Source organism: Paenisporosarcina sp., assembly GCF_057785155.1.
Genome location: NZ_JBYNRN010000047.1, coordinates 41,211 through 61,821 on the forward strand (window position 1 = coordinate 41,211; position 20,611 = coordinate 61,821).

General features: G+C 37.5%; 25 protein-coding genes. 6 read left to right on the forward strand and 19 right to left on the reverse strand.

Translation table 11 applies throughout. The features are described from left to right. Positions 1 to 12: 12 nt before the first annotated feature. The gene (locus AC3EA5_RS16460) at positions 13 to 1,167 is read left to right on the forward strand and encodes an MFS transporter (RefSeq protein WP_488609299.1); all 1,155 of its coding nucleotides are present in this window, start codon (positions 13 to 15) and stop codon (positions 1,165 to 1,167) included. 230 nt (positions 1,168 to 1,397) lie between these two features. Here AC3EA5_RS16460 and AC3EA5_RS16465 read toward each other — a convergent pair whose 3' ends face one another. The 5 genes from AC3EA5_RS16465 to AC3EA5_RS16485 all read right to left on the reverse strand — a co-directional run bounded on the left by AC3EA5_RS16465 (position 1,398) and on the right by AC3EA5_RS16485 (position 5,135). After that, positions 1,398 to 1,934: a superoxide dismutase family protein gene (locus AC3EA5_RS16465; RefSeq protein ID WP_488609300.1), complete on the reverse strand. Its 537-nt coding sequence runs from the start codon at positions 1,932 to 1,934 to the stop codon at positions 1,398 to 1,400. A gap of 65 nt (positions 1,935 to 1,999) precedes the next feature. Beyond that, the gene (locus AC3EA5_RS16470) at positions 2,000 to 2,245 is read right to left on the reverse strand and encodes a hypothetical protein (protein ID WP_488609301.1); all 246 of its coding nucleotides are present in this window, start codon (positions 2,243 to 2,245) and stop codon (positions 2,000 to 2,002) included. A gap of 125 nt (positions 2,246 to 2,370) precedes the next feature. Continuing rightward, positions 2,371 to 3,135 carry a membrane protein insertase YidC gene (gene yidC, locus AC3EA5_RS16475; protein ID WP_488609302.1) on the reverse strand — a complete coding sequence of 255 codons (765 nt, stop codon included), beginning with the start codon at positions 3,133 to 3,135 and terminating at the stop codon, positions 2,371 to 2,373. Between the two features lie 163 nt (positions 3,136 to 3,298). Continuing rightward, positions 3,299 to 4,081: a helix-turn-helix transcriptional regulator gene (locus AC3EA5_RS16480; RefSeq protein WP_394188270.1), complete on the reverse strand. Its 783-nt coding sequence runs from the start codon at positions 4,079 to 4,081 to the stop codon at positions 3,299 to 3,301. Between the two features lie 157 nt (positions 4,082 to 4,238). Further along, positions 4,239 to 5,135: a diacylglycerol/lipid kinase family protein gene (locus AC3EA5_RS16485; protein WP_488609303.1), complete on the reverse strand. Its 897-nt coding sequence runs from the start codon at positions 5,133 to 5,135 to the stop codon at positions 4,239 to 4,241. Between the two features lie 85 nt (positions 5,136 to 5,220). On the opposite strand from AC3EA5_RS16485, the gene AC3EA5_RS16490 reads away from it, so the two are divergent. Then, positions 5,221 to 5,871, forward strand: a complete 651-nt coding sequence (locus AC3EA5_RS16490) for a LytTR family DNA-binding domain-containing protein (protein WP_488609304.1) — start codon at positions 5,221 to 5,223, stop codon at positions 5,869 to 5,871. A 129-nt stretch (positions 5,872 to 6,000) separates the two neighbouring features. Here the strand turns inward: AC3EA5_RS16490 and AC3EA5_RS16495 are convergent, their stop codons facing one another. Further along, positions 6,001 to 6,342 carry a hypothetical protein gene (locus tag AC3EA5_RS16495; RefSeq protein WP_488609305.1) on the reverse strand — a complete coding sequence of 114 codons (342 nt, stop codon included), beginning with the start codon at positions 6,340 to 6,342 and terminating at the stop codon, positions 6,001 to 6,003. A gap of 98 nt (positions 6,343 to 6,440) precedes the next feature. Next, entirely contained in the window at positions 6,441 to 6,878 is a 438-nt protein-coding gene (locus AC3EA5_RS16500) for a GNAT family N-acetyltransferase (protein ID WP_488609306.1), read from the reverse strand. 107 nt (positions 6,879 to 6,985) lie between these two features. Here AC3EA5_RS16500 and AC3EA5_RS16505 point away from each other — a divergent pair, with 107 nt between their 5' ends. Continuing rightward, positions 6,986 to 7,468 (forward strand): GNAT family N-acetyltransferase, encoded by a 483-nt coding sequence (locus tag AC3EA5_RS16505; RefSeq protein WP_488609462.1) that lies wholly within the window; start codon positions 6,986 to 6,988, stop codon positions 7,466 to 7,468. Between the two features lie 24 nt (positions 7,469 to 7,492). Here the strand turns inward: AC3EA5_RS16505 and AC3EA5_RS16510 are convergent, their stop codons facing one another. The 7 genes from AC3EA5_RS16510 to AC3EA5_RS16540 form a co-directional block, all read right to left on the reverse strand. Continuing rightward, positions 7,493 to 7,996, reverse strand: coding sequence for a DUF4064 domain-containing protein (locus AC3EA5_RS16510; RefSeq protein ID WP_488609307.1), 504 nt, complete (start codon positions 7,994 to 7,996; stop codon positions 7,493 to 7,495). 338 nt (positions 7,997 to 8,334) lie between these two features. Further along, entirely contained in the window at positions 8,335 to 8,616 is a 282-nt protein-coding gene (locus AC3EA5_RS16515; protein ID WP_394188264.1) for a GNAT family N-acetyltransferase, read from the reverse strand. 32 nt (positions 8,617 to 8,648) lie between these two features. Then, entirely contained in the window at positions 8,649 to 9,617 is a 969-nt protein-coding gene (locus tag AC3EA5_RS16520; protein ID WP_488609308.1) for a ring-cleaving dioxygenase, read from the reverse strand. Positions 9,618 to 11,026: 1,409 nt separating this feature from the next. Continuing rightward, complete coding sequence (locus AC3EA5_RS16525; RefSeq protein WP_488609309.1) at positions 11,027 to 11,941, reverse strand: DUF1002 domain-containing protein; 915 nt, start codon at positions 11,939 to 11,941, stop codon at positions 11,027 to 11,029. A 159-nt stretch (positions 11,942 to 12,100) separates the two neighbouring features. Next, positions 12,101 to 12,967: a CvfB family protein gene (locus tag AC3EA5_RS16530; protein ID WP_488609310.1), complete on the reverse strand. Its 867-nt coding sequence runs from the start codon at positions 12,965 to 12,967 to the stop codon at positions 12,101 to 12,103. 23 nt (positions 12,968 to 12,990) lie between these two features. Continuing rightward, positions 12,991 to 13,413, reverse strand: a complete 423-nt coding sequence (mntR, locus tag AC3EA5_RS16535) for a transcriptional regulator MntR (RefSeq protein WP_394188260.1) — start codon at positions 13,411 to 13,413, stop codon at positions 12,991 to 12,993. A gap of 74 nt (positions 13,414 to 13,487) precedes the next feature. After that, positions 13,488 to 13,754, reverse strand: a complete 267-nt coding sequence (locus tag AC3EA5_RS16540) for a late competence development ComFB family protein (RefSeq protein ID WP_488609311.1) — start codon at positions 13,752 to 13,754, stop codon at positions 13,488 to 13,490. Positions 13,755 to 13,887: 133 nt separating this feature from the next. Between AC3EA5_RS16540 and AC3EA5_RS16545 the strand changes: the two genes are divergently transcribed. Then, positions 13,888 to 14,043: a lmo0937 family membrane protein gene (locus AC3EA5_RS16545; protein WP_394188258.1), complete on the forward strand. Its 156-nt coding sequence runs from the start codon at positions 13,888 to 13,890 to the stop codon at positions 14,041 to 14,043. Between the two features lie 120 nt (positions 14,044 to 14,163). Here AC3EA5_RS16545 and AC3EA5_RS16550 read toward each other — a convergent pair whose 3' ends face one another. From AC3EA5_RS16550 to AC3EA5_RS16560, 3 genes are read right to left on the reverse strand one after another with little or no spacing between them, the layout of a single operon-like run. Further along, positions 14,164 to 15,282 (reverse strand): GNAT family N-acetyltransferase, encoded by a 1,119-nt coding sequence (locus AC3EA5_RS16550; RefSeq protein ID WP_488609312.1) that lies wholly within the window; start codon positions 15,280 to 15,282, stop codon positions 14,164 to 14,166. 21 nt (positions 15,283 to 15,303) lie between these two features. Next, positions 15,304 to 17,412: a heavy metal translocating P-type ATPase gene (locus AC3EA5_RS16555; protein ID WP_488609313.1), complete on the reverse strand. Its 2,109-nt coding sequence runs from the start codon at positions 17,410 to 17,412 to the stop codon at positions 15,304 to 15,306. Next, positions 17,399 to 17,764: an ArsR/SmtB family transcription factor gene (locus AC3EA5_RS16560; protein ID WP_488609314.1), complete on the reverse strand. Its 366-nt coding sequence runs from the start codon at positions 17,762 to 17,764 to the stop codon at positions 17,399 to 17,401. Before AC3EA5_RS16560 ends, AC3EA5_RS16555 begins: the two co-directional genes overlap by 14 nt. 278 nt (positions 17,765 to 18,042) lie before the next feature. Between AC3EA5_RS16560 and AC3EA5_RS16565 the strand changes: the two genes are divergently transcribed. Further along, positions 18,043 to 18,462: a universal stress protein gene (locus AC3EA5_RS16565; protein ID WP_488609315.1), complete on the forward strand. Its 420-nt coding sequence runs from the start codon at positions 18,043 to 18,045 to the stop codon at positions 18,460 to 18,462. A 57-nt stretch (positions 18,463 to 18,519) separates the two neighbouring features. Next, positions 18,520 to 19,500, forward strand: a complete 981-nt coding sequence (locus AC3EA5_RS16570) for a P1 family peptidase (RefSeq protein WP_488609316.1) — start codon at positions 18,520 to 18,522, stop codon at positions 19,498 to 19,500. A 379-nt stretch (positions 19,501 to 19,879) separates the two neighbouring features. Here the strand turns inward: AC3EA5_RS16570 and AC3EA5_RS16575 are convergent, their stop codons facing one another. Together AC3EA5_RS16575 and AC3EA5_RS16580 are read right to left on the reverse strand one after the other, a co-directional pair. Beyond that, entirely contained in the window at positions 19,880 to 20,224 is a 345-nt protein-coding gene (locus AC3EA5_RS16575; RefSeq protein WP_488609317.1) for a fluoride efflux transporter FluC, read from the reverse strand. Next, positions 20,221 to 20,565, reverse strand: a complete 345-nt coding sequence (locus AC3EA5_RS16580; protein ID WP_488609318.1) for a fluoride efflux transporter FluC — start codon at positions 20,563 to 20,565, stop codon at positions 20,221 to 20,223. The genes AC3EA5_RS16575 and AC3EA5_RS16580 overlap by 4 nt, the downstream gene beginning before the upstream one ends. Between the last annotated feature and the right edge of the window lie 46 nt (positions 20,566 to 20,611).

Consider the following 20,611-nt stretch of genomic DNA (forward strand, 5'->3'; position numbering starts at 1 on the left):
GGTTTCGTTATTATGAATTATCAAAAGTGGCTTTCGGTTAATTTCTTCGCCTTCTTTTTCACATGGGGTGTATTTTTACCTTATTGGACAGGCTATTTAATCATTGTTAAAGACTTATCCGTTCCGCACGCTAGTATTATTATGGGAGCGGGCATGGTGGCACGCGCATTATCAACTTTCGTTATTTTTCCAGCTGCAGCTAAAAAAGCGTCTATTCGTAAGGTTATGCTATGGACAGCTGGGCTGTCTTTATTTACGATGGCTCTATATATTCCCGCAGATTCGTTTGTTTTCTTACTTCTCATCACGATTTTGTTCAGTGTGATTTATCCGATTTTATTGCCAGCAATGGAAAGTAGCGCTTCTGTTTTGATGCAGAGTGAACGTATCCATTATGGAAAAAGTCGATCGTTTGGTTCGCTTGGATATACCGTTGGTTTATTAATCATAGGTGCTACGACGGCGATTTGGAGTGAAGAGTCGATTCTTTGGGTCATGCTGATTGGACTAGCTAGTATGTGGTTCCTTCATACACGTCCTTCACCAGCTATTTTAACTAAAGCACCTGAACAGGTTTTACAAATTGATACGAAATCACAGTGGAAGAAATTATTTTCTTCAAAACCATTTGTAGTAGTTCTGATTCTAGCAATCCTTTTACAAGGTGCACATGCATCTTATTACAATTTCGGATTTATTTATTTACAAGAACTCGGTGTGAATAGTTTTTACATCGGTATCGTTCTAAATGTTGCGATTCTATTAGAAATTCTATTCTTCTCACGGGCAGACACTTTGTTTTCCAATACAAGGATTTCGACGATGTTTATGATTGCTGCAATCGGTTCAACGATACGATGGATTTTAATCGCAGCCTTCCCCATTGTATGGGTTTTTGTTTTATCTCAATTTTTACATGCCCTTTCCTTTGGTGTTGCACATTATGCTTTCATGCAGTTCATTTCAAAACGTTTATCACATGATGCAATTCCTGCAGCACAGGGTATGTATGCCGCACTTGCGATGGGCTTAAGTACAGCAGTTTTAACATTTGCGGGTGGTTATTTATATGATTTCAGTCCAGGTCTTGCCTTTTTAGGTATGGCACTGTGTTCAATACCTGCTATTTTCATCATCATCTTTACACGCAATAAACACCAGTACTAAAGTCTTATATTTGCTAATTACGGACACAAAGAAACTTTTCATTTCGAATGTTATAACAAGAAAACATGAAATGGGAGTGAATATTGATGTCACGAATTTCAAAATTCGAAGTACTATTATTAATGCAGCAATTAGACGAACTATTAGAAAATAGACAACAAGATAAATCAAAACATAAAAAAGCAAAAAAACACGGCAGCCAATAATTGGTTGTCGTGTTTTTTCTTTACTCAATCTATAATCCCACACGCAATGCGATCACCAGAATTGCCTGATGGGTCAGTCACATAATCGTCTGGTCCTGCATGGATAATCAGTGCACTGCCATCCTCATCAAGCAATGAATTCTTCCGCCCTTTTTCAAGCGTCACATTAGGCGTTATAATTTCTAAATCTACAGTGCCATCTTTCGAGACATTCAGATTAGGCAGGTCACCCGCATGATAGCCTTTTGGATTATCAAAACCGTGTTCTTTACCTGAGGGGTTCATATGAGCTCCAGCAGTTGTAAACTTCGGAGGTTCACATTTTCCAACTTCATGAAAGTGGATTGCTTTTTTACCTGGCTCTAAATCCTTGAGAATTAATCGGATTTTTACGCCTGTCTTCGTTTCAGTTAATTCTGCAGTTCCAATCCCTTTTCCGTCTGAATTTACGATTGAAGTAGCAAGCTTATGCTCAATCTCACCACTAACTGGAATCATCATATTTTGTTGACTGCATCCAGCCATAAGTAAAATTAACCCTACCAACATCCATTTCTTCATAATAAAAAACCTCCATGTTAATGACGTGTCATTAGCATGATGGCTTTATTTTTCAAAATTATACTTTATAGGAGGACAGTTAATAATACGACAATAAATGCAATGACAAAAAAGATCGACATGCCCTTCATCCATTTTGCTTCTTTTTCAAACCCTTTTTCTTTAAAACTGACTGCTCGGTAACCATTCGATAATGCAAATAAAGCAGTCATAAACAATACGGCTAAATTGATATTTCCTTTAATAATAAAAACAAGAGCTGCTATACTGACAGCTGCAATTAATATTCCTGCAATCCATTTACGATTCATTCATTAACACCCCTTCATTCATTTGAATCCATATTTAAAATAGCATTTATCCGCAAATAAACCAACATACACAAAAGGGAACTGCCTTAGTCATATTATACGACTTTTTAGACAGCTCCCACTTTTTATTCTTCTAATGCTTTTTCTGGATGGTTTGAATAAAATTTGCGCCCAATATATGTTTGGATGATTAATAGTATCCCACCAACTGTCCAATACAGTGGTAATGCCGCCATCGAAGTGAATGACACAAACATAATCATAATTGGTGAAATATAAACAAACATCTTCATTTGTTGTTTCTGTTGCTCAGGAACAGTCCAAAGTGACACTTTAGCTTGTAGGAAATAAACAGCACCAGCAATTAGAGTCATAATGATATCTGGTTGTCCAAGACTATACCAAAGAAATTGATGACTTTTCACATCTGGCGAATAGAGAATCGCAAAGTAAAGTCCCATGACGATTGGCATTTGAATAATAACTGGCAAACAGCCCATATTTAAAGGGTTTACGTTATGTTTTCTATATAGGCCCATCATTTCTTGTTGCAATTTCATTTGTTCTTCTTTGTCTTTTGCAGCTTTAATTTTCTTTTGGATTTCGTCCATTTCTGGCTTCATCGCGTCCATTTTCACTTTCATACCTTGTTGGTGCTTATAATTTCGAAGCATCAACGGCATTAAAACTAAACGGATTAAGACTGTAATGGCAATAATAGCGAGTCCAAAACTTCCATTAAAGAAATCACCGAAGAAATTTAGTAAAAAGTCGAAAGGCTTTACAAAAATGCTGTAGAAGTACCCTTCTTTATTTTCAATACCTGAACATCCACTTAGGAAAAGTGTAACAAAGACCAGCATTGAAACTAATCCGATTTTCTTTTTCAATAGATTCACCTTCATCTTTTCAAACTATAAAGAAGTATACCTTGTTTAATAGTCGAATTCAAATGCTTGCTAGAAAAATCTAGGAAGTTCCGAGTGATGTGACAAGGTTATGTCATTCAATACAACTTGGCACAACGAAAAAAGAGCCGTTATAAACGACTCTTCATCCTGTTGTTGGTAGAGAAAACCTAAAGTATTCATGTTCCTTATGGTCTCTGAATTGCTTGGGTGTTACACCGGTGTATTTTTTAAAGATACGTGTGAAGTAGCTTTGATTACAAAAATGATATTGCTTTGAAATATCCGAGATGTTTTTATTCGTGTGTCGCAAATAGTATTGTGACTCTTCTACTCGTCTTACATTTAAATATTCAACTAATGTGATTTGAACATGTTCTCTAAAAATTCGAGACAAATGACTTGTGCTCACATTAAAGTGTTTTGCGATATCTTCTACCGATAGTTCTGACTCCACTTCATCATTTATGAACAAAATAACTTTGTTCACAGTTTGGTGGCTGAATGAAGGTTGTTTTCGTTCCGAAATGACGAGGATGAAAAAATCGATTAAATCATCAGCAAATTGTAAAAATGCCGCATCATTCATATCGTTATCAATCATGTCTATACAAGCTGTGTTAAATGCGAATGCTTTTTTAGATGGGACTTGATTTTCATACAATTTCCTCGCCATGATTGAAGACAATACTGTAAAGTAATGACGAACGCCACGGATCGTTTGTTTACCCGCTCTTAAAGAGATGCGATCAATAATACTTCGTAATGTCTTTTTTGCTTTTTCGGTTTCTAGATGATGAATTTGATACAACAGCTGATTTTCCAGCTCAAAAAAATCTTCGACACCATCAAACTGACTCGAAATTTCAATCTCTTTCATGTACTTCTCGGAAATTTTTTCAGTTCCTGATAAATGAATTTGTTGCATAGACTCCCCATCTTTCCTTTTAATACACCCTACATTACGTTAACTATATAACGAAAATACGCCTATGAAAATAGGTTTATGTGTTTTTGGTGAAATATTTATTAATTTATAGAAAATAGGTATTTTTACATACCTTGTTTTTCTCTATTGTACTAGATTATCTTTCATTTCGCATTGGAATTAGCACATTCAAGTGTCCTTTTAACACTTCTACGTCTATTGGCGTATGGCATCCTTCATCTCCATCTAAATTACATGACAGTTCAGGATTAGTTTTGATATGTGCTTTTTCGGTTTTAATCATCACTACATCTGGATCTTCCTCAAGTTTACCTAACAAGACAGCCGTACCCATTCGCATGAAGGCTGGTAATCCAGCACTTTTCACAACAAATACGTGTAAAAGTCCATCATCCGTTTCAGCTTTCGGTGCTAATTTTTCAAAGCCTCCAACAGAATTAGTAAGGGCTACAAGAACAAGCACAGCTTCGCCTTCCCACGTTCCATGATCGTGTTGCACATACACTTGTGTTTCATCTTTCGAAGTCAATGCTTTAAATCCTTCAATTAAATAGGCAAGGGTGCCAAGTTTTGTTTTTTGTTCAACAGAAACGAGCGACACACTTTCTGCAACTTGCCCTATGGCTAAAATATTCATGAAATATTTATCTGAAGCTTTCGCTATATCGACAAAATGAGGTTCAGCTGTTTTTAACGATTCAATCGCTTCATGAGGGTCCAAAGAAATGCCTAAAGCACGTGCAAAATCATTTACAGTTCCAAGTGGAATAAATGAAAATAATGGCCGATGCGCTTGTTCAGCAATTCCGTTTACCGCTTCATTAATCGTACCGTCTCCACCCATCGCTGTCACTAAGTCATATGTTTCATCGCATGCCTGGCGTGCGAATTTCATCGCATCCCCTTCGCCCTGGGTTTCTTTCACCTCAACATCATAGCCCATGGACTCCAGAGTTTTTATCGTTTCTTCTTTAAACGTACCTGCTAACTCTTTTCCGGAAGATGGATTCAGTATAAACATGGCTTTTTTCAATCAAATTGCCTCCTCTGATTTAATTCGAACTATGATAAACTAGTTTTTATACATATACATAATATAGCAAATGAGGGGTTACAAATTGGATTCAACATCTATTGAAGAAGTCATGAATGTTATGCGTGAGTTTTTTCCGAGCCACGCCTCAATCGCAATAGCAGACACAAAGGAATTTATCTTTTATCAACCAAGCAATCAAATTGATTTACATATACAAAATGGCGACCTTGTAAAAGAAGGTACTGCTACTCATAAAGCATTAAGCACCGGAAAAAAAGTGACAGAGTTTATTGATCCGTCGGTATTTGGTATTCCCTACTATGGAATGAGCATGCCCATTCGGGAAGACGGGAAAATCAAAGGCGCAGTAACAGCCATCTTACCAGAACCTCCATCCTCTTTTTTAACCAACTATTTAACAATTAAAAAAGGCGAATGTTGGTATCCTGTGAAACAAGAATCTGTTCTTTTTTTAGAAACTCAATTCAGAAAAACCTTAGTAAAGACAGATTCAATTGAAGGGTATCACCGATTAAATTTAAGTGAGCTTGAACTCTTTCTGTCGCCGACATTATTCGTCAGATGTCATAGATCCTACATCGTCAATATAGACTTTATTGACGAAATTCAACCGGATTCTCATTCAACATTTTTATTAATAATGAAAAACGGAACAAGAATTCCTGTCAGTCAGCGCTACGCTAGTTATTTCAGAAGATCTTTAGGATTCTAGTAAATTAATCAGAATATTCTATCTTTTATTGTTTTATTAACATATAATAAAGACAGATATGAGAAATTCACACGAAAAAAGAGAAGGCTGTAATCTCGATTTGAGACTTGGCCTTCCTTCTTTCTATTATCAGTTGTTTAATGTCGTAGTAGTATTTTCTTCATTCTCGTTATTACTAACTGAATCTTTGTTTTTCGTTTTACTCTGTACTTCATCGTTATAATATTGAACGCTGGTCATAGCACCCTCATCCACCATAGTGTTATCATCCACATCATGAGGATCAGAATGGCCTTGTTTAGTAGAGTTCGTTTGAGTATGTTTTTGAGATTCTATAAATGAATTAACTTTCGTTTTTGTATTATTAAAAGCAACCAATGCTTTTTCTCGATTTTCCGGTTTACTAAAGTACGCATATGCACCAGCTGCTAAACCTGCGAGTAATAAAGAGCGATTATTCCCTTTTGCCATTTTCATCATTCCCCCAATTTTTTTGTTAAACATCTATTCAATCAATACCCTTAACTAGGACTTGTTACACTTTTTAAATGTGTCAAATTGATTACACTTTAATATTTGACCATATCTACATGAGGAATGTTATCTTCTAAATACTCGTCAGATATGGCTTTAAACCCAAATGATCCATAGAAATGAGCTAAATGGGCTTGTGCCTGTAATTGAATCTCTTGATTTGGCCATTTTTCTTCAATGAATTGAAGACATTCATTCATTAGCTCTTTCGCTAATCCTTTTCCACGTGCCTCTTTCTTAACGATGACTCGTCCAATAGAGATGCGTGAGTATTTCACCCCGCTAGGAAGAATTCGAGCATAAGCTAACGGTTCGTTATTCTCTACAAATGCTAAGTGATAGGATTTTTCATCATATCCGTCTAATTCTGGGTATGGACAGTTTTGTTCCACAATAAAAACATTGACGCGTAATTGGAGATATGAATAGAGTTCGTGTATCGATAGTTCGTTAAATGCTTGTTGCTTCCACATACTTTCTGCCCCCTTTGAGTGATATTATTTCACATGTGTAGTAAGGAAGCGAAATATTTGGTATGATAGCGGAAAGAATTTTGAGGTGAATTGACTTGATACGATTAATGACTTTTGAAGATATTGAAGCTGTTCAGTTAATCGCTAAATTAAGCTGGCAGGACACATATGAAGGAATCATTCCGACTGAAATACAAGATTTATTTGTAGAAAAAGCATATTCACGCGCGATGTTAATGAAAAGAATCGAAAAGACTTCTATGTACGTAGCTTTACATCAAGAAGAAATAGTAGGTTTTGCAAACTTTACTAGAGTAGATGAAGATGGAGATGCAGAATTAACAGCTATTTATATGCATCCGAATCATCAAAAATTCGGATACGGTAAAAAACTGCTACAAACAGGTCTTGAGAAAATTCAAGATGCCAATCAGCTTTTTGTATATGTTGAAAGTTTAAATGAAAAAGGTCGATTATTTTATGAAGCAAGCGGCTTCGAACTATTAGAAGAATTCGATGAATATTTTGAAGGACATCCATTAAGCACTGCAAAATATGTTTATTACATAAAAACACCTGTCAAAAATTAATTTGACAGGTGTTTTTATTTTTATTTACAACGGTTGATGCGGCGTTGTAGTTGTGTGTGTTTCTGTTTCAGCTTCCGTACGGTAATAAGGATCTTCTACATAGTGCACTGGTGTTTTTCTTACAAAACACATAATCGCTGCAATGTAGAATAAAATTGGTGCTAATAAAAGAATACCTGATAACAATCCAGCAAAGATAAATAATATCCCCGCCGTTTTTGGACTCTTATTCTTCGATACTTTTACAACAGCAATGATGCTTAGAATGACACTAAGTAATAGTAAGGCTACAAATACCCAACCAACTACTCCTACTACATCCATTCCACCAGCAAGAATATCCTTCGTGTATTCCATTTCTTGTGGAGTCAATGTAGGGTCAGCCATGATTTCTGTTTCAATCATGTTTTGAACTTCAGTTGTGTTCAACGCACTAGCACTGAAAACAGCTAGAGTTACGATAATTAATAAAATGACATTTAAAATAGTACCTATAATACCTAAAGCTACTTCACCAGTTCTGCTCAAATCATTCACCTCTCCTTTAAATCTACTTTAAATAATACGAAACAAATTGTTTATTGGTTTCATATTTTCATCATTCCCTACATAATTTTAGAATAAACATGTTTATAGGTATAAATTGGTGGGTATATATTTAGTAACACCAACTTGAAAGGAGCAGATGAACAATGAAAGAAAAATTAGTATTTAACCAAGCGGATTTCATGTACACAATGGTAGGTGCTTCTGTATTAACAGGATTTTTATTTGTATTCACTCAAATGTGAGGAGTAACTATATGACAATGGACAAGAATACATAAAAGGCAATCCACTACTAATAATTAGCGGATTGCCTTTTAATTATGCCTTAATGTCTTCGTATTCAGAAGACTTTTCAAAAGCAGTAACAACATACGAACAAACTGCTTCCATTTTTAAATCTTTTTCACGAGCAAATTTAGCCGCTTGATCTAGCAACTCTTTTGCTACACCCTTACCTCTTAGAGAGGGAGAAACAAAAGTATGATCCATTACCATTACATCACCTAATAATGTCCACGTAATTTCCCCTAAAGTTTGACCATCTTTTTCATACACATACGCATATGCATCATGACCTAATTCTTTAAATTGGAATTCCATTTCACCACTCCTTTTTTTCAGTCTAGCATAATTTATTCTTTTAATGTTAGTGGACGCAATTTCGCTTCGATTTGATCACGTTGTGGTTCTAAAAATGGGGGCAATGCTAGTCTCTCCCCTAAAACGTCCATTGATTCATCGGTTGCAAATCCAGGTTCATCCGTTGCCAATTCATAGAGGATACCATTCGGCTCGCGGAAATAGATGGATTTAAAATAGTATCGATCCACTTTTCCGGACGTCATGAAACCTTTCGAACGTAAAAAGGCATCCCATTGATCGTATTCTTCCATCGTTTTAACTCGAAACGCTACGTGATGAACACTTCCCCGACCAGGTCTTTCCATCGGCAAATCTGACCGTTCTTCGATATGAACCTCAGAAGCTGGACCTCCTTCACCAACAGAGAACACAGTAATATCTGGCATACCATCTAGTGATGAAGCATAAGAACCAACCATTTTAAATCCGAGTACTTCTGTTAAAACTAATTGTGTTTGTTCTGCACGACGAACAGTAAGTGTGACATGACCAAGACCAACTAAAGCATATTCTTCTGGCACATCTGCTCCCGCCCAAGGAATTCCATAAGGTACACCCATTCCATCATCTACGACTAACATGAGTCGTGATCCTTCAAAGTCTTCAAAGTACATGGTTTTTCTACCGAATCGATCAACGATAGCTTCAAATGGAACTTGGTATTCCGTAAATCGTTTTTGCCAATACTGTAATGCTTCCTCGCTCTTCACTCTAAAGGAAGTATTACTAATACTTGAAACACCCGGTGTTGTTTTTGCTGCATTCGGAATATCAAAATACGTCATATCCGTTCCCGGTGTTCCAACTGCATCTGCATAAAACAAATGATAAGAAGATGGGTTATCTTGATTGACACTTTTTTTCACTAATCGCATACCTAAAATCCGTGTAAAGAAATCATGGTTTCTTTCTGCATTTGCTGTCAGTGCAGAAACATGATGAATGCCTGCTAATTTCATACTAAAACCTCCGTTACATAATATATCTCGAATTCGAGATAATGTTTTTTAAAGTTTATCATGAGTCTTAACGGTTTACAATTTCTTCAACTCGGTTTGAGAAAGTATAGATTAGTTTAGGTTAACTACAAATGGATTATCCATGAAAATGGAAATCAATCAAACCGGTTTCACAGCCTGTTAAACTAAGTAATCCACACCATCTAGACTCTCCAACAGTAAAGAGACATGGAGCGGCCAGTGAAATGGCTCCCATTTAAATGGTTTTGGTTTTCGCTTCGCTTCTGTTGAAAGATGCGGGTTTCAATGAGGAGTGTACTTGGTTAATGAGACGGATTTTAATAGGAGTGATTTGCTTTTGAACATTTATCAATCAAAATGAAGGGTTTATCAATCAAATTAGACATTTATCAATCAAATTCAACATTTTATCAATCAAATTCAACCTTTTATCAATCAAACACGTCTCACAGCCTAGTTAACTAGGTGAACCGACTTACACTACACTTTCCAACAGCAAAGAGACATGGAGCGGCCAGCGAAATGGCTCCCATTTAAATGGTTTTGGTTTTCGCTTCGCTTTTGTTGAAAAATGCGGTGTTCAATGAGGAGTGTACTTGGTTAATGAGACGGATTTTAATAGGAGTGATTTGCTTTTGAACATTTATCAATCAAAATGAAGGGTTTATCAATCAAATTAGACATTTATCAATCAAACTGACGATTTATCAATCAAATTCAACCTTTTATCAATCAAACACGTCTCATAGCCTAGTTAACTAGGTGAACTTACACTCGCCAACAGCAAAGAGACATGGAGCGGCCAGCGAAATGGCTCCCATTTAAATGGTTTTGGTTTTCGCTTCGCTTCTGTTGAAAGAAGCGGGTTTCAATGAGAAGTGTACTTGGTTAATGAGACGGATTTTAATAGAATTGATTTGCTTTTGAACATTTATCAATCAAAATGAAGGGTTTATCAATCAAATTAGACATTTATCAATCAAACTGACGATTTATCAATCAAAATCAACCTTTTATCAATTAAACACGTCTCACAGCCTAGTTGACTAGATGATCCACTCCTCTACCTACTACAAAACAAAAAGGGGATCTTGAAAAAAAGGAATTTAAAAATAGAATTTAATTGAAAATGAAATTGAAATTGAAATTCTATTTTATTTATTTTGATGTACATTTTGTAAATCACTATCTTAAGTAAGTGATAGATTGGAGTGGAAGACGGCGACTCCAGCGGGAATAGCATGAGCTGAAGGCCCCGGAAGAACGAAGTGATGAGGAGACTGAAGCCATGCCCGCGGAACGCGTCCGTCGGAAACGGAATTCATAGTATAAAAAAGGGACCTTCTCTAAGTCGATAAATGACTTTAGAGACAACCCCTTTCGCAAAATTAGTTAAACAATCCGCGGATTGAATCGATTAAGTTGTTAAAGAAGTTTTTCACGCCTTGCCAAAAACCTTCGTTATCAACGATATTCCCTAATTTATCTTCAATTGTTTTACTTAAGTCATCCAGTTGTGTAGACCATTGACTGAAGTCGATATCTAATTGTCGAATGCGGTCCATTAAATCAACAAGAAGTTGACGATCCTCTGGGCTTAGTTCAATTTGAAGTTTTGTTAATTGATCTTGTACAATTTTTTCTACTTCTTCTTTAGAAGCTGGATTTAATTCAGCAATATCTTTTTTAATTGCCGTTAATAATTCACTTACTTTTTCTTCATCTACACCTGATTCATTGGAAAGAATGGTTGCGACTGAAAGTTCTTCATTGGCTACATCTGTACGTTCTGTATCGAGTTTTTCACCACTAACTTCATACGCTTTGTAAATTCCAACGAGTGCCGAGTGACCCGTTACTTTTTTTGGAGCAGCGACTTCAACTGTTGCGTCTTCGATACCTGCTGTTAGCATGGCATTCGCATACATCTCAGCTGTTACTTGCGTGATATTTTCTTCTGTTACGATATCGATAACTAAGCCTTTGCCTTTATCTTGACGGGTAATTTTTGCGGAAGAGAACATTCTTGCTGAAGCGTCTCCATCTTTAATGTAAGTGACTAAATCGTCACCATCAACCGTGATTTCTTCTACTTCAGCTTCATCTGCTACGCTAAGACTTTCTTTTACGCTCGCTTTTTCAGATTCTGTCAAGTCTGCCCCGTAGACCACGATTGGCATACCGAATTTTTCATTAATGCCTTCTCCGTTAGATGACGAACCTGTACTTGCCATCGCTCCAGTAGGTAGTATTAATAAACTGGCTAAAAAGATCGAAGCTAATTTAAACCCTATTTTTTTCATATATTTTCTCCTTCCAATCTTAAAAATCTATTTAATTCTCGGGTAGTATCTACTTACATATTTATTACCCTATGTATAATTACGAAAAAAAGCACAAAAAGTTTCAGGGAGGAAATACCCTCTTTCTCTTTTTGTGCCCTAAATATTGGATTTATAAACCTAAATGACAGATTTCACAATGGTCCAGCCGTCTTTTTGCTCGACTTTTCCTTCTTTCATTAACTTACCTAAAGCACGCTTGAAAGCTGCCTTACTTAAATTGAACATCTCAAAAATTTCATCTGGAGATGACTTGTCTGTAAACGGCATTTTCCCGCCCGCTTGTTGTATGTAGCGATAAACGGTTTCTGCATCATCACCTAAACGTTCTTGCTTACGAGGTAACATGGAGCCATTTAACGATCCATCTTCTTTTACACCAATCACGCGTATTTCAACTTCTTCGCCTAAACGCGGTTCTGCCACTTGTTCCGAGTGATGTACAAAAACACGATAACCTTGTGGTGTAGAAATAAAGAATGATCCAACTGGTAATAATCGATAAGCACGAGCTTTCAAGTTTTCATTGAAAACAGATGTAGGAGCTTCTACGAACGACTCTGCCACTTTGTCTTCAGTTGCTAATCGACCAAACAAATTTCCTTTGTAATCTGTACGTAATGACATGTACAGATGGTCACCAATTTTTGGCCACAAAGATTTAATAAGAGGCAAATCAGTTCCTTTTACCATAACTTCACGAGAACTTCCTATATCAACAGAAACTCCATCGCGGTCGTCCGTTTTAATAACACGAGCCCAACCAAATGTATCTTTCGTAATTTGTGGCAATGCTGCAGTAGCACTTAGGTTTCCACGACGATCCATAAATAAAAATACTTTGATCGTATCTCCTTCTTGTACTTCTTCAGGAGCCTCCGAACTATTAATAGGAATTTCAATTTCACCATTAGACAGAATCCATTTAGACTCGTCCTTCTTCTTAACTTGAAGTTCAACGATATCACCAGAAACTAATTCACTCATTCAACGCACTCCTTTCAATCCTGTTAGTCAGATTGCTGACTTTCTTTCAGTTCTTCAAGCTTTTGAATAAATTGAGGGTTTTCTTCCATCACTTGAATTAAATCTGCAATTCGGTCAATCGAATTCCAACTCAAATGATGTTCGATGCCTTCTACATCGTCGTATATTAAATCTTCTTGTACTCCGATTAATCGCAAAAATTGTTCCAGCAAGTCGTGACGTTTCACAAGACGTTTCCCGAGCTTTAAGCCTTTAGGCGTAAGCATAAGTCCACGATATCTTTCATAAACAAGATATCCATCTTTATCAAGTTTTTGCACCATTTTTGTAACGGAAGAAGGAAGAACTGAAAGAGATTCAGCAATATCCGAAACACGCGCATATCCTTTTTGTTCAATTAACATATATATTTGTTCGATATGATCTTCCATACTGGGTGTCGGCATTACACGAATCCTCTCTTTCCATAGCTTATATAAGTGTACTATAGACAAGAATTCTTCTCAACGAATGGGATAGGTTACTTTTCTAGCGGAGGGTGTTTTGGGTATTTTCCAACGACATGAATGGCATGTATGATTCGTTTATTAATCCATTCTAAATTTTCAGGTGAATTTAATTGGTTGAAAGCTGCTTCTCTCCCAAAGTCTGATGTAACGTACTGACTTGGCACAGAATTTAAACTGAGGGCAACAATATCCATTTCACATTTCGAGCATTTGCAGAAAGTCTGATATTCAGACCCTCTTAATAAAACAGCCACGAGTCCACTAATGATCTCTTCCATGACATTTGTTAACATTGGCTTTTTCAGATGAATTCACTCCTTTTCATGATTATTTTTGTATTTTGGTTTAGCGTTTATAAATCAAGGGTAACTTTTAATTATCAAAGCCTAAACGCAGAGAGGGTGAATCAGAATGGGTAGAATGCTATGGATGATTATCGTCGTATTACTTATTATTTGGTTATTAGGACTTGTACTTAAAATCGGCGGCGGTTTAATTCACTTATTACTATTAATTGCAGGTGTCATTTTAATTTTCCAATTAGTGACTGGAAAACGAAAACTGTAACAAAAGGGATGTCCGTATCATGCGGGCATCCCTTTTTGTACGGATTTTAAAGTATACACGCAGTTCAAGAATTTTAAAATCAATTCCACTTATCCGATATGGGACAAGTGGATTTTTATATTATTTAGTTTTTGCATACACACATGTATCTCGAACCAATTTTCCATCTGCTGATAGACCTTCTTTGATTAAAATACCTTCTAACGGGAATTTTAATCGCTCTGCAACAGCGCGGCTTCGAACATTATCGGTATCACATCTAATCTCCACTCGCCTTGCTCCAAGATCTTCAAAAGCAAATTCAGTTAATCGTTCAGCTGCCTCTGTCATATATCCCTTACCTTCAAATCGACTATCTAGCCAGTAGCCAATTTCAACTTTAGGAATCTTCCAGTTGATACGATGATACCCACTACATCCAATAAATTCGCCCGTCTCTTTTAAAAACAGATGCAAACGCAAATCTTTTCGCGTAATAAAATCAGCCATAGCTAATCGAACATTTTCTGTTGTTTCTTCGAGCGATTGTATTTTTTGAGCCCATGGCATCCAAGCTTTTAATGCTTTTTGAGACATTTTGATGCTTTCCAAAATATGCTCAGCATCTTCTAATTTAGGAGCCCTTATCAACAAGCGTTCTGATTCAAACGCATCCGGAAAATTTCTCATCGCTGGATGCACTTGCGTATCCGTTTCCACTGCTGTCTGAGAGTCATCCCAATGTACAGGCGTTGTCGTACCTTGCAAATAATCTTCTCTCGTCATTCCATATGTGATCGCGTCGTAATACGATTTTTCTTTTGGAGAAAACCATGCTTTACGAAGATGTCCTTCTTTTACAAACCCAACTCGTTCAAATGTTTTTCTCATCGCAAAATTATCTTGGCGTGTATGTCCTTCTACTCGAATTTTTTCTTCGGGTAGACTAAAGACATAATCAGCTACTTTTCTTAGAGCAGCTGGACCATACCCATGACCTCGATGACTTTCAGCTATGCGTAAATCAAAAACCGGGATTTCATCCTGCAGATCAAACACTTTGACGATCCCCACTTTAACCTGGTCTTCATTTTCCACCCAAAACGTTTTCACTTCATCGGATTCGTATCCGCCTTCTTCTATTGTTTTTTCGATGATTTCTCTAGCTGGATTTGAATTGCCATGAAACGGCCAATTATTTGTCGTCATAAAATGAATGAGCTGTTCTTGCTCTTCCATTGTCCATTCAGTTAATCTCATTTTTTAACCTCCGAGCATGCATTACTTTTGGATTTTTAGGAGCCTCATTGAATTTAGCACGACAAGTAGTGTGGCACCCATGTCTGCAAAAATGGCAATCCATAGGGTTAACAACCCTGGAATGATTAATAGTAACGCAACTATTTTTAATCCTAAAGCAAACATAATATTTTCTTTAATAATACGCAATGCTTTTCGGCTTAATTGAATCGTATAAGGTAGTTTTTCTAAATCGTCTGCCATCAATGCGACATCCGCTGTTTCTAAAGCTGCATCTGTTCCAGCTCCACCCATGGCAATACCTACAGAAGCAGCTGCTAATGCCGGAGCATCATTCATTCCGTCCCCAACCATCGCTACTCTTCCGCGCTCAGCAATTAAGCTTTTAATCGCCGTTAATTTATCCTCTGGCATTAATCCCGCACGAACATACGTTACACCAACTGTTTTAGCAATCGCATGTGCAGTTGTCGGATGATCTCCTGTTAACATAATTACGTGCTTGATGCCTAAGTTTTTTAATTTAGATATAATGGATTGGCTTGAACTTCGAACATCATCTGCAACCGCCAAATGACCAATATACATATTTTCACGGAGTATAATCATGACTGATTTCCCTTGAGATTGTAACTCCTCTATTTCTTCTTGTACTTTTTCGGTAATGGCGGTCTTTTCATTCGCCCATTTCATACTACCGATCGATACGGGTACTCCTTGTAAAGTAGCTTCAATCCCTTTCCCTGTAATGGACTGGAAGTTTTCAACTACATCAGGAGATACATCGATTTTTGCTGCGTAGCTCATGATGGCACGTGCTAAAGGATGAGCGGAGTTTGCTTCAACCGACGCTGCAATGTGCATGATTTCTTCCTCGCTGACGACACCATTTGTAGCTACATCTGTTACTTCAGGAAAACCGTTTGTTAAAGTCCCTGTTTTATCAAAGGCAATGGCTTGTAATCGACCCATTTCTTCTAAATAAACGCCGCCCTTAATCAGCACACCTTGTTTCGCAGCGTTTCCAATAGCAGTTACAATGGCAACCGGTGTGGATACAACAAGAGCACAAGGACATCCCACTACAAGAACGGCCAGGCCTTGGTAAATCCATGCCTGCCAATCTCCTACAAATAAAGCAGGGATGATCGCTACGGCAATCGCAATTAGAATAATAACCGGTGTATAGTATTTAGCGAATTGATCGACAAATTTTTGAGAGGGTGCTTTTTCTGCTTGAGCTTCTTCAACTAAATGAATAATTTTAGCAATTGTCGTATCTTCAACGCGCTTCGTCACCCGGACTTCCAGTAGTCCTTCTTCATTTAATGTACCCGCAAACACTTCATCCCCAATAACTTTCGTTACTGGCATTGACTCACCTGTAATTGGTGATTGATTAACGGAAGAATTCCCTAAAATCACTTCACCGTCCATCGCGATCTTTTGACCGGGTTTAACGATTAACACATCACCGATTTCAATTTCTTCCGTTCCTAATTCCATAACTTGTTCATTTCTTCTAATTGAAGCCTTTGAAGGAGCAATGTCCATTAATTGACGAATCGACTGTCTCGCTTTCGTCATGGAATAAGCCTCTAATGCTTCACTGACAGCAAATAAGAAAACGACAACTGCCGCTTCACGCCATTCTCCTATGATGGCAGCACCGATGATCGCAATCGTCATCAGTGTCTTCATATCAAAGTAAAATCGTGATAAGTTTTGTAACCCGCTCCAAAACATCGAATATCCTCCGATAGCTATTGATGCAACAAAGAAACCAATGGCAAACGGATCTGCTTCGCTTGATTGGAATGAAATAACGGTTCCGATGATTAATAAAACAAGTGAAATAAAGGTTATGACATTCTCTTTTCGCTTATAAAACGGAACGATTTCAATCACTCTTTTACCCGTAACCGGGTGTACTTTTATACCGTCAAAAGCCCCCGCTTTTTCCAAATCTTCAATCGTAGCTTTTCCAACAAGACGAACCTTGGAAGCGCCGAAGTTCACATTAACTTCTTTCACTTCAGGTAAAGCTTGTATATTCTTTTCGAATTTCATCGCACAATTAGCGCAAGTTAAGTTTTCTAAGCGGTATTCTTGTTGTTCAGATGCTTTCATTTGAGACACCTTCTTTCGCATGCTCGTATGCAATTTTAACCAGCTGACTCACGTGATCATCGGCTAGACGATAATAAACGAGCTTTCCTCTTTTTTCGGATTTCGCTAAATCTATATCTTTTAAATACCTTAAGTGATGAGAAGCGGTTGCAGTAGATGACTGGATAATGGCAGCCACGTCACAAACACATAGTTGTTCTTGAATCGTTAAGGCATAAGCTATTTTTAATCGTGTCTCGTCAGCTAACGCTTTGAAAATCACGGTCATCCCTTTTAGGTTAGGCAAATTTGCTTTTACTTTTAAAACATCCTCTTCATGGACACAAGTCGTTTCACATACCTCTGTTTTCACTTTTCTCACTCCTTATTCAAACGTTCATTTGATTGTTAGGTTTAGTATATGCTCCTTAGAATCGATTAGCAAGGATATTCAAATCATGGTTTGATTAATATTTTTTCTTCTTTTGCATCGCTACATTAGCTTCGAAACATGCGTGTTCACCACAACGAAAAAACAACCCCACTGATTAATTTTGCCAATCAAAAAAGGAATTAAGGTTTGTCATAGAGAATAGTTAGGGAATCAATTACGTATAGAATATAGAATCGAATTGTTTGGGGGGATTACTCATGTATAAACGAATATTGGTCGCAGTCGATGGCTCTTCACACTCAAAACGAGCAGCAAGTCATGCTGTTTTTCTAGCAAGTACACAGTCAGATGTTCATGTTACCCTGCTATATGTATTGGATTATGACAAAACATCTCCAGATCTCGTTCAACAACTGACCAGCGAAGAGCTCCATGAAGACCGACGAAATAAAATCTTGCCAATTGAAGACATGTTCGTTTCAAAGGGTATCCATACAGAGATTAAACTATTACATGGTGATGCAGGACCCGTTATTGTGGAACATGCGAATCAGGAAAAGTATGATATCGTTGTAATCGGCAGTAGAGGGTTAAACACATTACAAGAAATGGTTCTTGGAAGTGTCAGCCATAAAGTAGCGAAACGAGTACATTCACCCGTTTTATTAATAAAATAACAATCAGGACTGACCTAACTAATGGTCAGCCTTTTTGCAATGTTAGGAGTAGTTCACATGAAAAAAGGATTATTAAATTTAATAACGGATGTACCTGGTGTTCAAGTAGGTCATGTCACATTAGAAGAAAAATTGAATGAACAGGATACAATTTGCACAGGAGTTACCGCCATACTCCCCCATACAGATGATCCGTTTCAATATAAAGTTCCAGCAGCAAGCTTTGTATTAAATGGCTTCGGCAAAACAGCCGGGTTGATTCAACTTGAGGAATTAGGTCTCATGGAATCGCCAATTATGCTTACCAATACATTTAGTGTGGGTGCTATTTTAGAAGGAACCCTTTCATATATGTTAGAGAAAAATCCAGAGATTGGAGATTCCACAAGCTCATTGAATATTGTGGTCGGTGAATGCAATGATAGTTATTTAAATTCCATGCGTTTAATGGCTGTGCGACCAGAACATGCAATAGAAGCACTTGAATCAGCCTCAATCGGTGAGTTTGAACAAGGGGCTGTCGGAGCCGGAAAAGGAATGATTTGTTACGGGGTGAAAGGTGGAATCGGAAGTTCGTCTCGAATAGCTGAACATGATGACTTAACTTATACGACAGGCGTCCTAACTCTCACGAATTTTGGGAGAGCTAACGAATGTAAAATGGCCAGCTGGGAGCCGGATACACTTGAAAAACCAGATGGATCCGTCATCATTATTGTCGCAACAGACGCTCCTGTTGATGCGAGACAATTAAAGCGTCTTGCCAAGCGTGCAGCAATCGGGCTTGGTCGAACCGGTACCCATATACATAACGGGAGTGGTGATATCATCATTGCTTTTTCTAATGCCAATAAAGTTCCTCACATGTCTAAAGAACCGTTTTTACATCAACAGCTATTACGTGATGACCATCCCATGATGAACGAACTTTTCCAAGCGGTCATTGAATCCACTGAAGAAGCAGTTTACCAGTCGATTCTTCATGCTGAAACGACCACTGGAAGATTAGGTAGAGTCATTGAAAAAGGAATCTTTTGATATAGGAAAGCCAGCCCTTCTAAATTAGTGAGGGCTGGCTTTTTGTATGATAAATAGGTTTACTCGTCACTTTTATGATTTTACTCGTCAACTTTGCGAATTTACTCGTCACTTTTGAACAATTACTCGTCACATTTCATCATTAACTCGTCAAACCCAAAAACTACAGATCCACCAACCTAAGCAAACATATAAATACAGCCACCGCATATACAACCACTACTTGGAAATGCAGAAAAGCCAGCCCCCAAAACAGTGAGGGCTGGCCATTTTTTGTGATGCATCAGTTTACTCGTCACTTTTATGATTTTACTCTTCAACTTTGCGAATTTACTCGTCACTTTTGAACATTTACTCGTCACTTTTCACCATTTACTCGTCAAACCCAAAAACTACAGATCCACCAACCTAAGCACACAAATAAATACCCACCTATAAGAGTAGCCACAGTATATACAACTGCTACTTGGCGTTTACCTGTAAACCAGCACTCCACTACCTGTATCGCAAACGTGGAAAACGTGGTAAATGCACCTAAAAACCCAACGAGCCAAAATAGATTCCAGACTGTTTCATGAAGTGCCAAAGACAGACTGGCTCCCATCAATAAGGAGCCGAGCCAGTTAATTAAAAGAATTCCTGTTAATCCTTGAATCTTCAGAGAAACTACATATCGACTCATAGCACCGAGCATTCCGCCGATAACTAAAGAAAGAAGGGTCATTTCAATCCACCCCCTAACTTAAAACCACCAGCCGCTGCCACGATACACGTTATAGTCATTCCTAAGCCATATAGAGTTCCCGTTAGCACACTGTTCTCCATAAATGCCAGCCATTCTCCCGAGAAAGTGGAAAACGTCGTAAACGAGCCCAAAATGCCTGTAGTGACAAATAACGCTTTCTCTCTCTTTACCTCTTTCATTTTATGAAAGACAAACCCTAAGACAAAGCTACCTATGATATTTGCAATCCATAACCCCGTTGATGGGAATAAAACCAGAACTGCAAATCGTAATAGTGTTCCGACCATGCCGCCTAAGCCTACCCATATGATGTTTTTCATGTTTGAAACACGTCCTTATTTATCTTTATCCGACAGAAGACTCCCA

Excerpts from the sequence above, each read along its gene's own strand:
- AC3EA5_RS16460 (WP_488609299.1), top strand. The coding sequence starts at position 13 with ATGAATTATCAAAAGTGGCTTTCGGTTAATTTCTTCGCCTTCTTTTTC.
- AC3EA5_RS16465 (WP_488609300.1), bottom strand. The coding sequence starts at position 1,934 with ATGAAGAAATGGATGTTGGTAGGGTTAATTTTACTTATGGCTGGATGC.
- AC3EA5_RS16470 (WP_488609301.1), bottom strand. The coding sequence starts at position 2,245 with ATGAATCGTAAATGGATTGCAGGAATATTAATTGCAGCTGTCAGTATA.
- AC3EA5_RS16480 (WP_394188270.1), bottom strand. The coding sequence starts at position 4,081 with ATGCAACAAATTCATTTATCAGGAACTGAAAAAATTTCCGAGAAGTAC.
- AC3EA5_RS16495 (WP_488609305.1), bottom strand. The coding sequence starts at position 6,342 with ATGGCAAAAGGGAATAATCGCTCTTTATTACTCGCAGGTTTAGCAGCT.
- AC3EA5_RS16500 (WP_488609306.1), bottom strand. The coding sequence starts at position 6,878 with ATGTGGAAGCAACAAGCATTTAACGAACTATCGATACACGAACTCTAT.
- AC3EA5_RS16505 (WP_488609462.1), top strand. The coding sequence starts at position 6,986 with ATGACTTTTGAAGATATTGAAGCTGTTCAGTTAATCGCTAAATTAAGC.
- AC3EA5_RS16515 (WP_394188264.1), bottom strand. The coding sequence starts at position 8,616 with ATGGAATTCCAATTTAAAGAATTAGGTCATGATGCATATGCGTATGTG.
- AC3EA5_RS16520 (WP_488609308.1), bottom strand. The coding sequence starts at position 9,617 with ATGAAATTAGCAGGCATTCATCATGTTTCTGCACTGACAGCAAATGCA.
- AC3EA5_RS16525 (WP_488609309.1), bottom strand. The coding sequence starts at position 11,941 with ATGAAAAAAATAGGGTTTAAATTAGCTTCGATCTTTTTAGCCAGTTTA.
- AC3EA5_RS16530 (WP_488609310.1), bottom strand. The coding sequence starts at position 12,967 with ATGAGTGAATTAGTTTCTGGTGATATCGTTGAACTTCAAGTTAAGAAG.
- mntR (WP_394188260.1), bottom strand. The coding sequence starts at position 13,413 with ATGCCGACACCCAGTATGGAAGATCATATCGAACAAATATATATGTTA.
- AC3EA5_RS16540 (WP_488609311.1), bottom strand. The coding sequence starts at position 13,754 with ATGGAAGAGATCATTAGTGGACTCGTGGCTGTTTTATTAAGAGGGTCT.
- AC3EA5_RS16545 (WP_394188258.1), top strand. The coding sequence starts at position 13,888 with ATGGGTAGAATGCTATGGATGATTATCGTCGTATTACTTATTATTTGG.
- AC3EA5_RS16550 (WP_488609312.1), bottom strand. The coding sequence starts at position 15,282 with ATGAGATTAACTGAATGGACAATGGAAGAGCAAGAACAGCTCATTCAT.
- AC3EA5_RS16555 (WP_488609313.1), bottom strand. The coding sequence starts at position 17,412 with ATGAAAGCATCTGAACAACAAGAATACCGCTTAGAAAACTTAACTTGC.
- AC3EA5_RS16565 (WP_488609315.1), top strand. The coding sequence starts at position 18,043 with ATGTATAAACGAATATTGGTCGCAGTCGATGGCTCTTCACACTCAAAA.
- AC3EA5_RS16570 (WP_488609316.1), top strand. The coding sequence starts at position 18,520 with ATGAAAAAAGGATTATTAAATTTAATAACGGATGTACCTGGTGTTCAA.
- AC3EA5_RS16575 (WP_488609317.1), bottom strand. The coding sequence starts at position 20,224 with ATGACCCTTCTTTCTTTAGTTATCGGCGGAATGCTCGGTGCTATGAGT.
- AC3EA5_RS16580 (WP_488609318.1), bottom strand. The coding sequence starts at position 20,565 with ATGAAAAACATCATATGGGTAGGCTTAGGCGGCATGGTCGGAACACTA.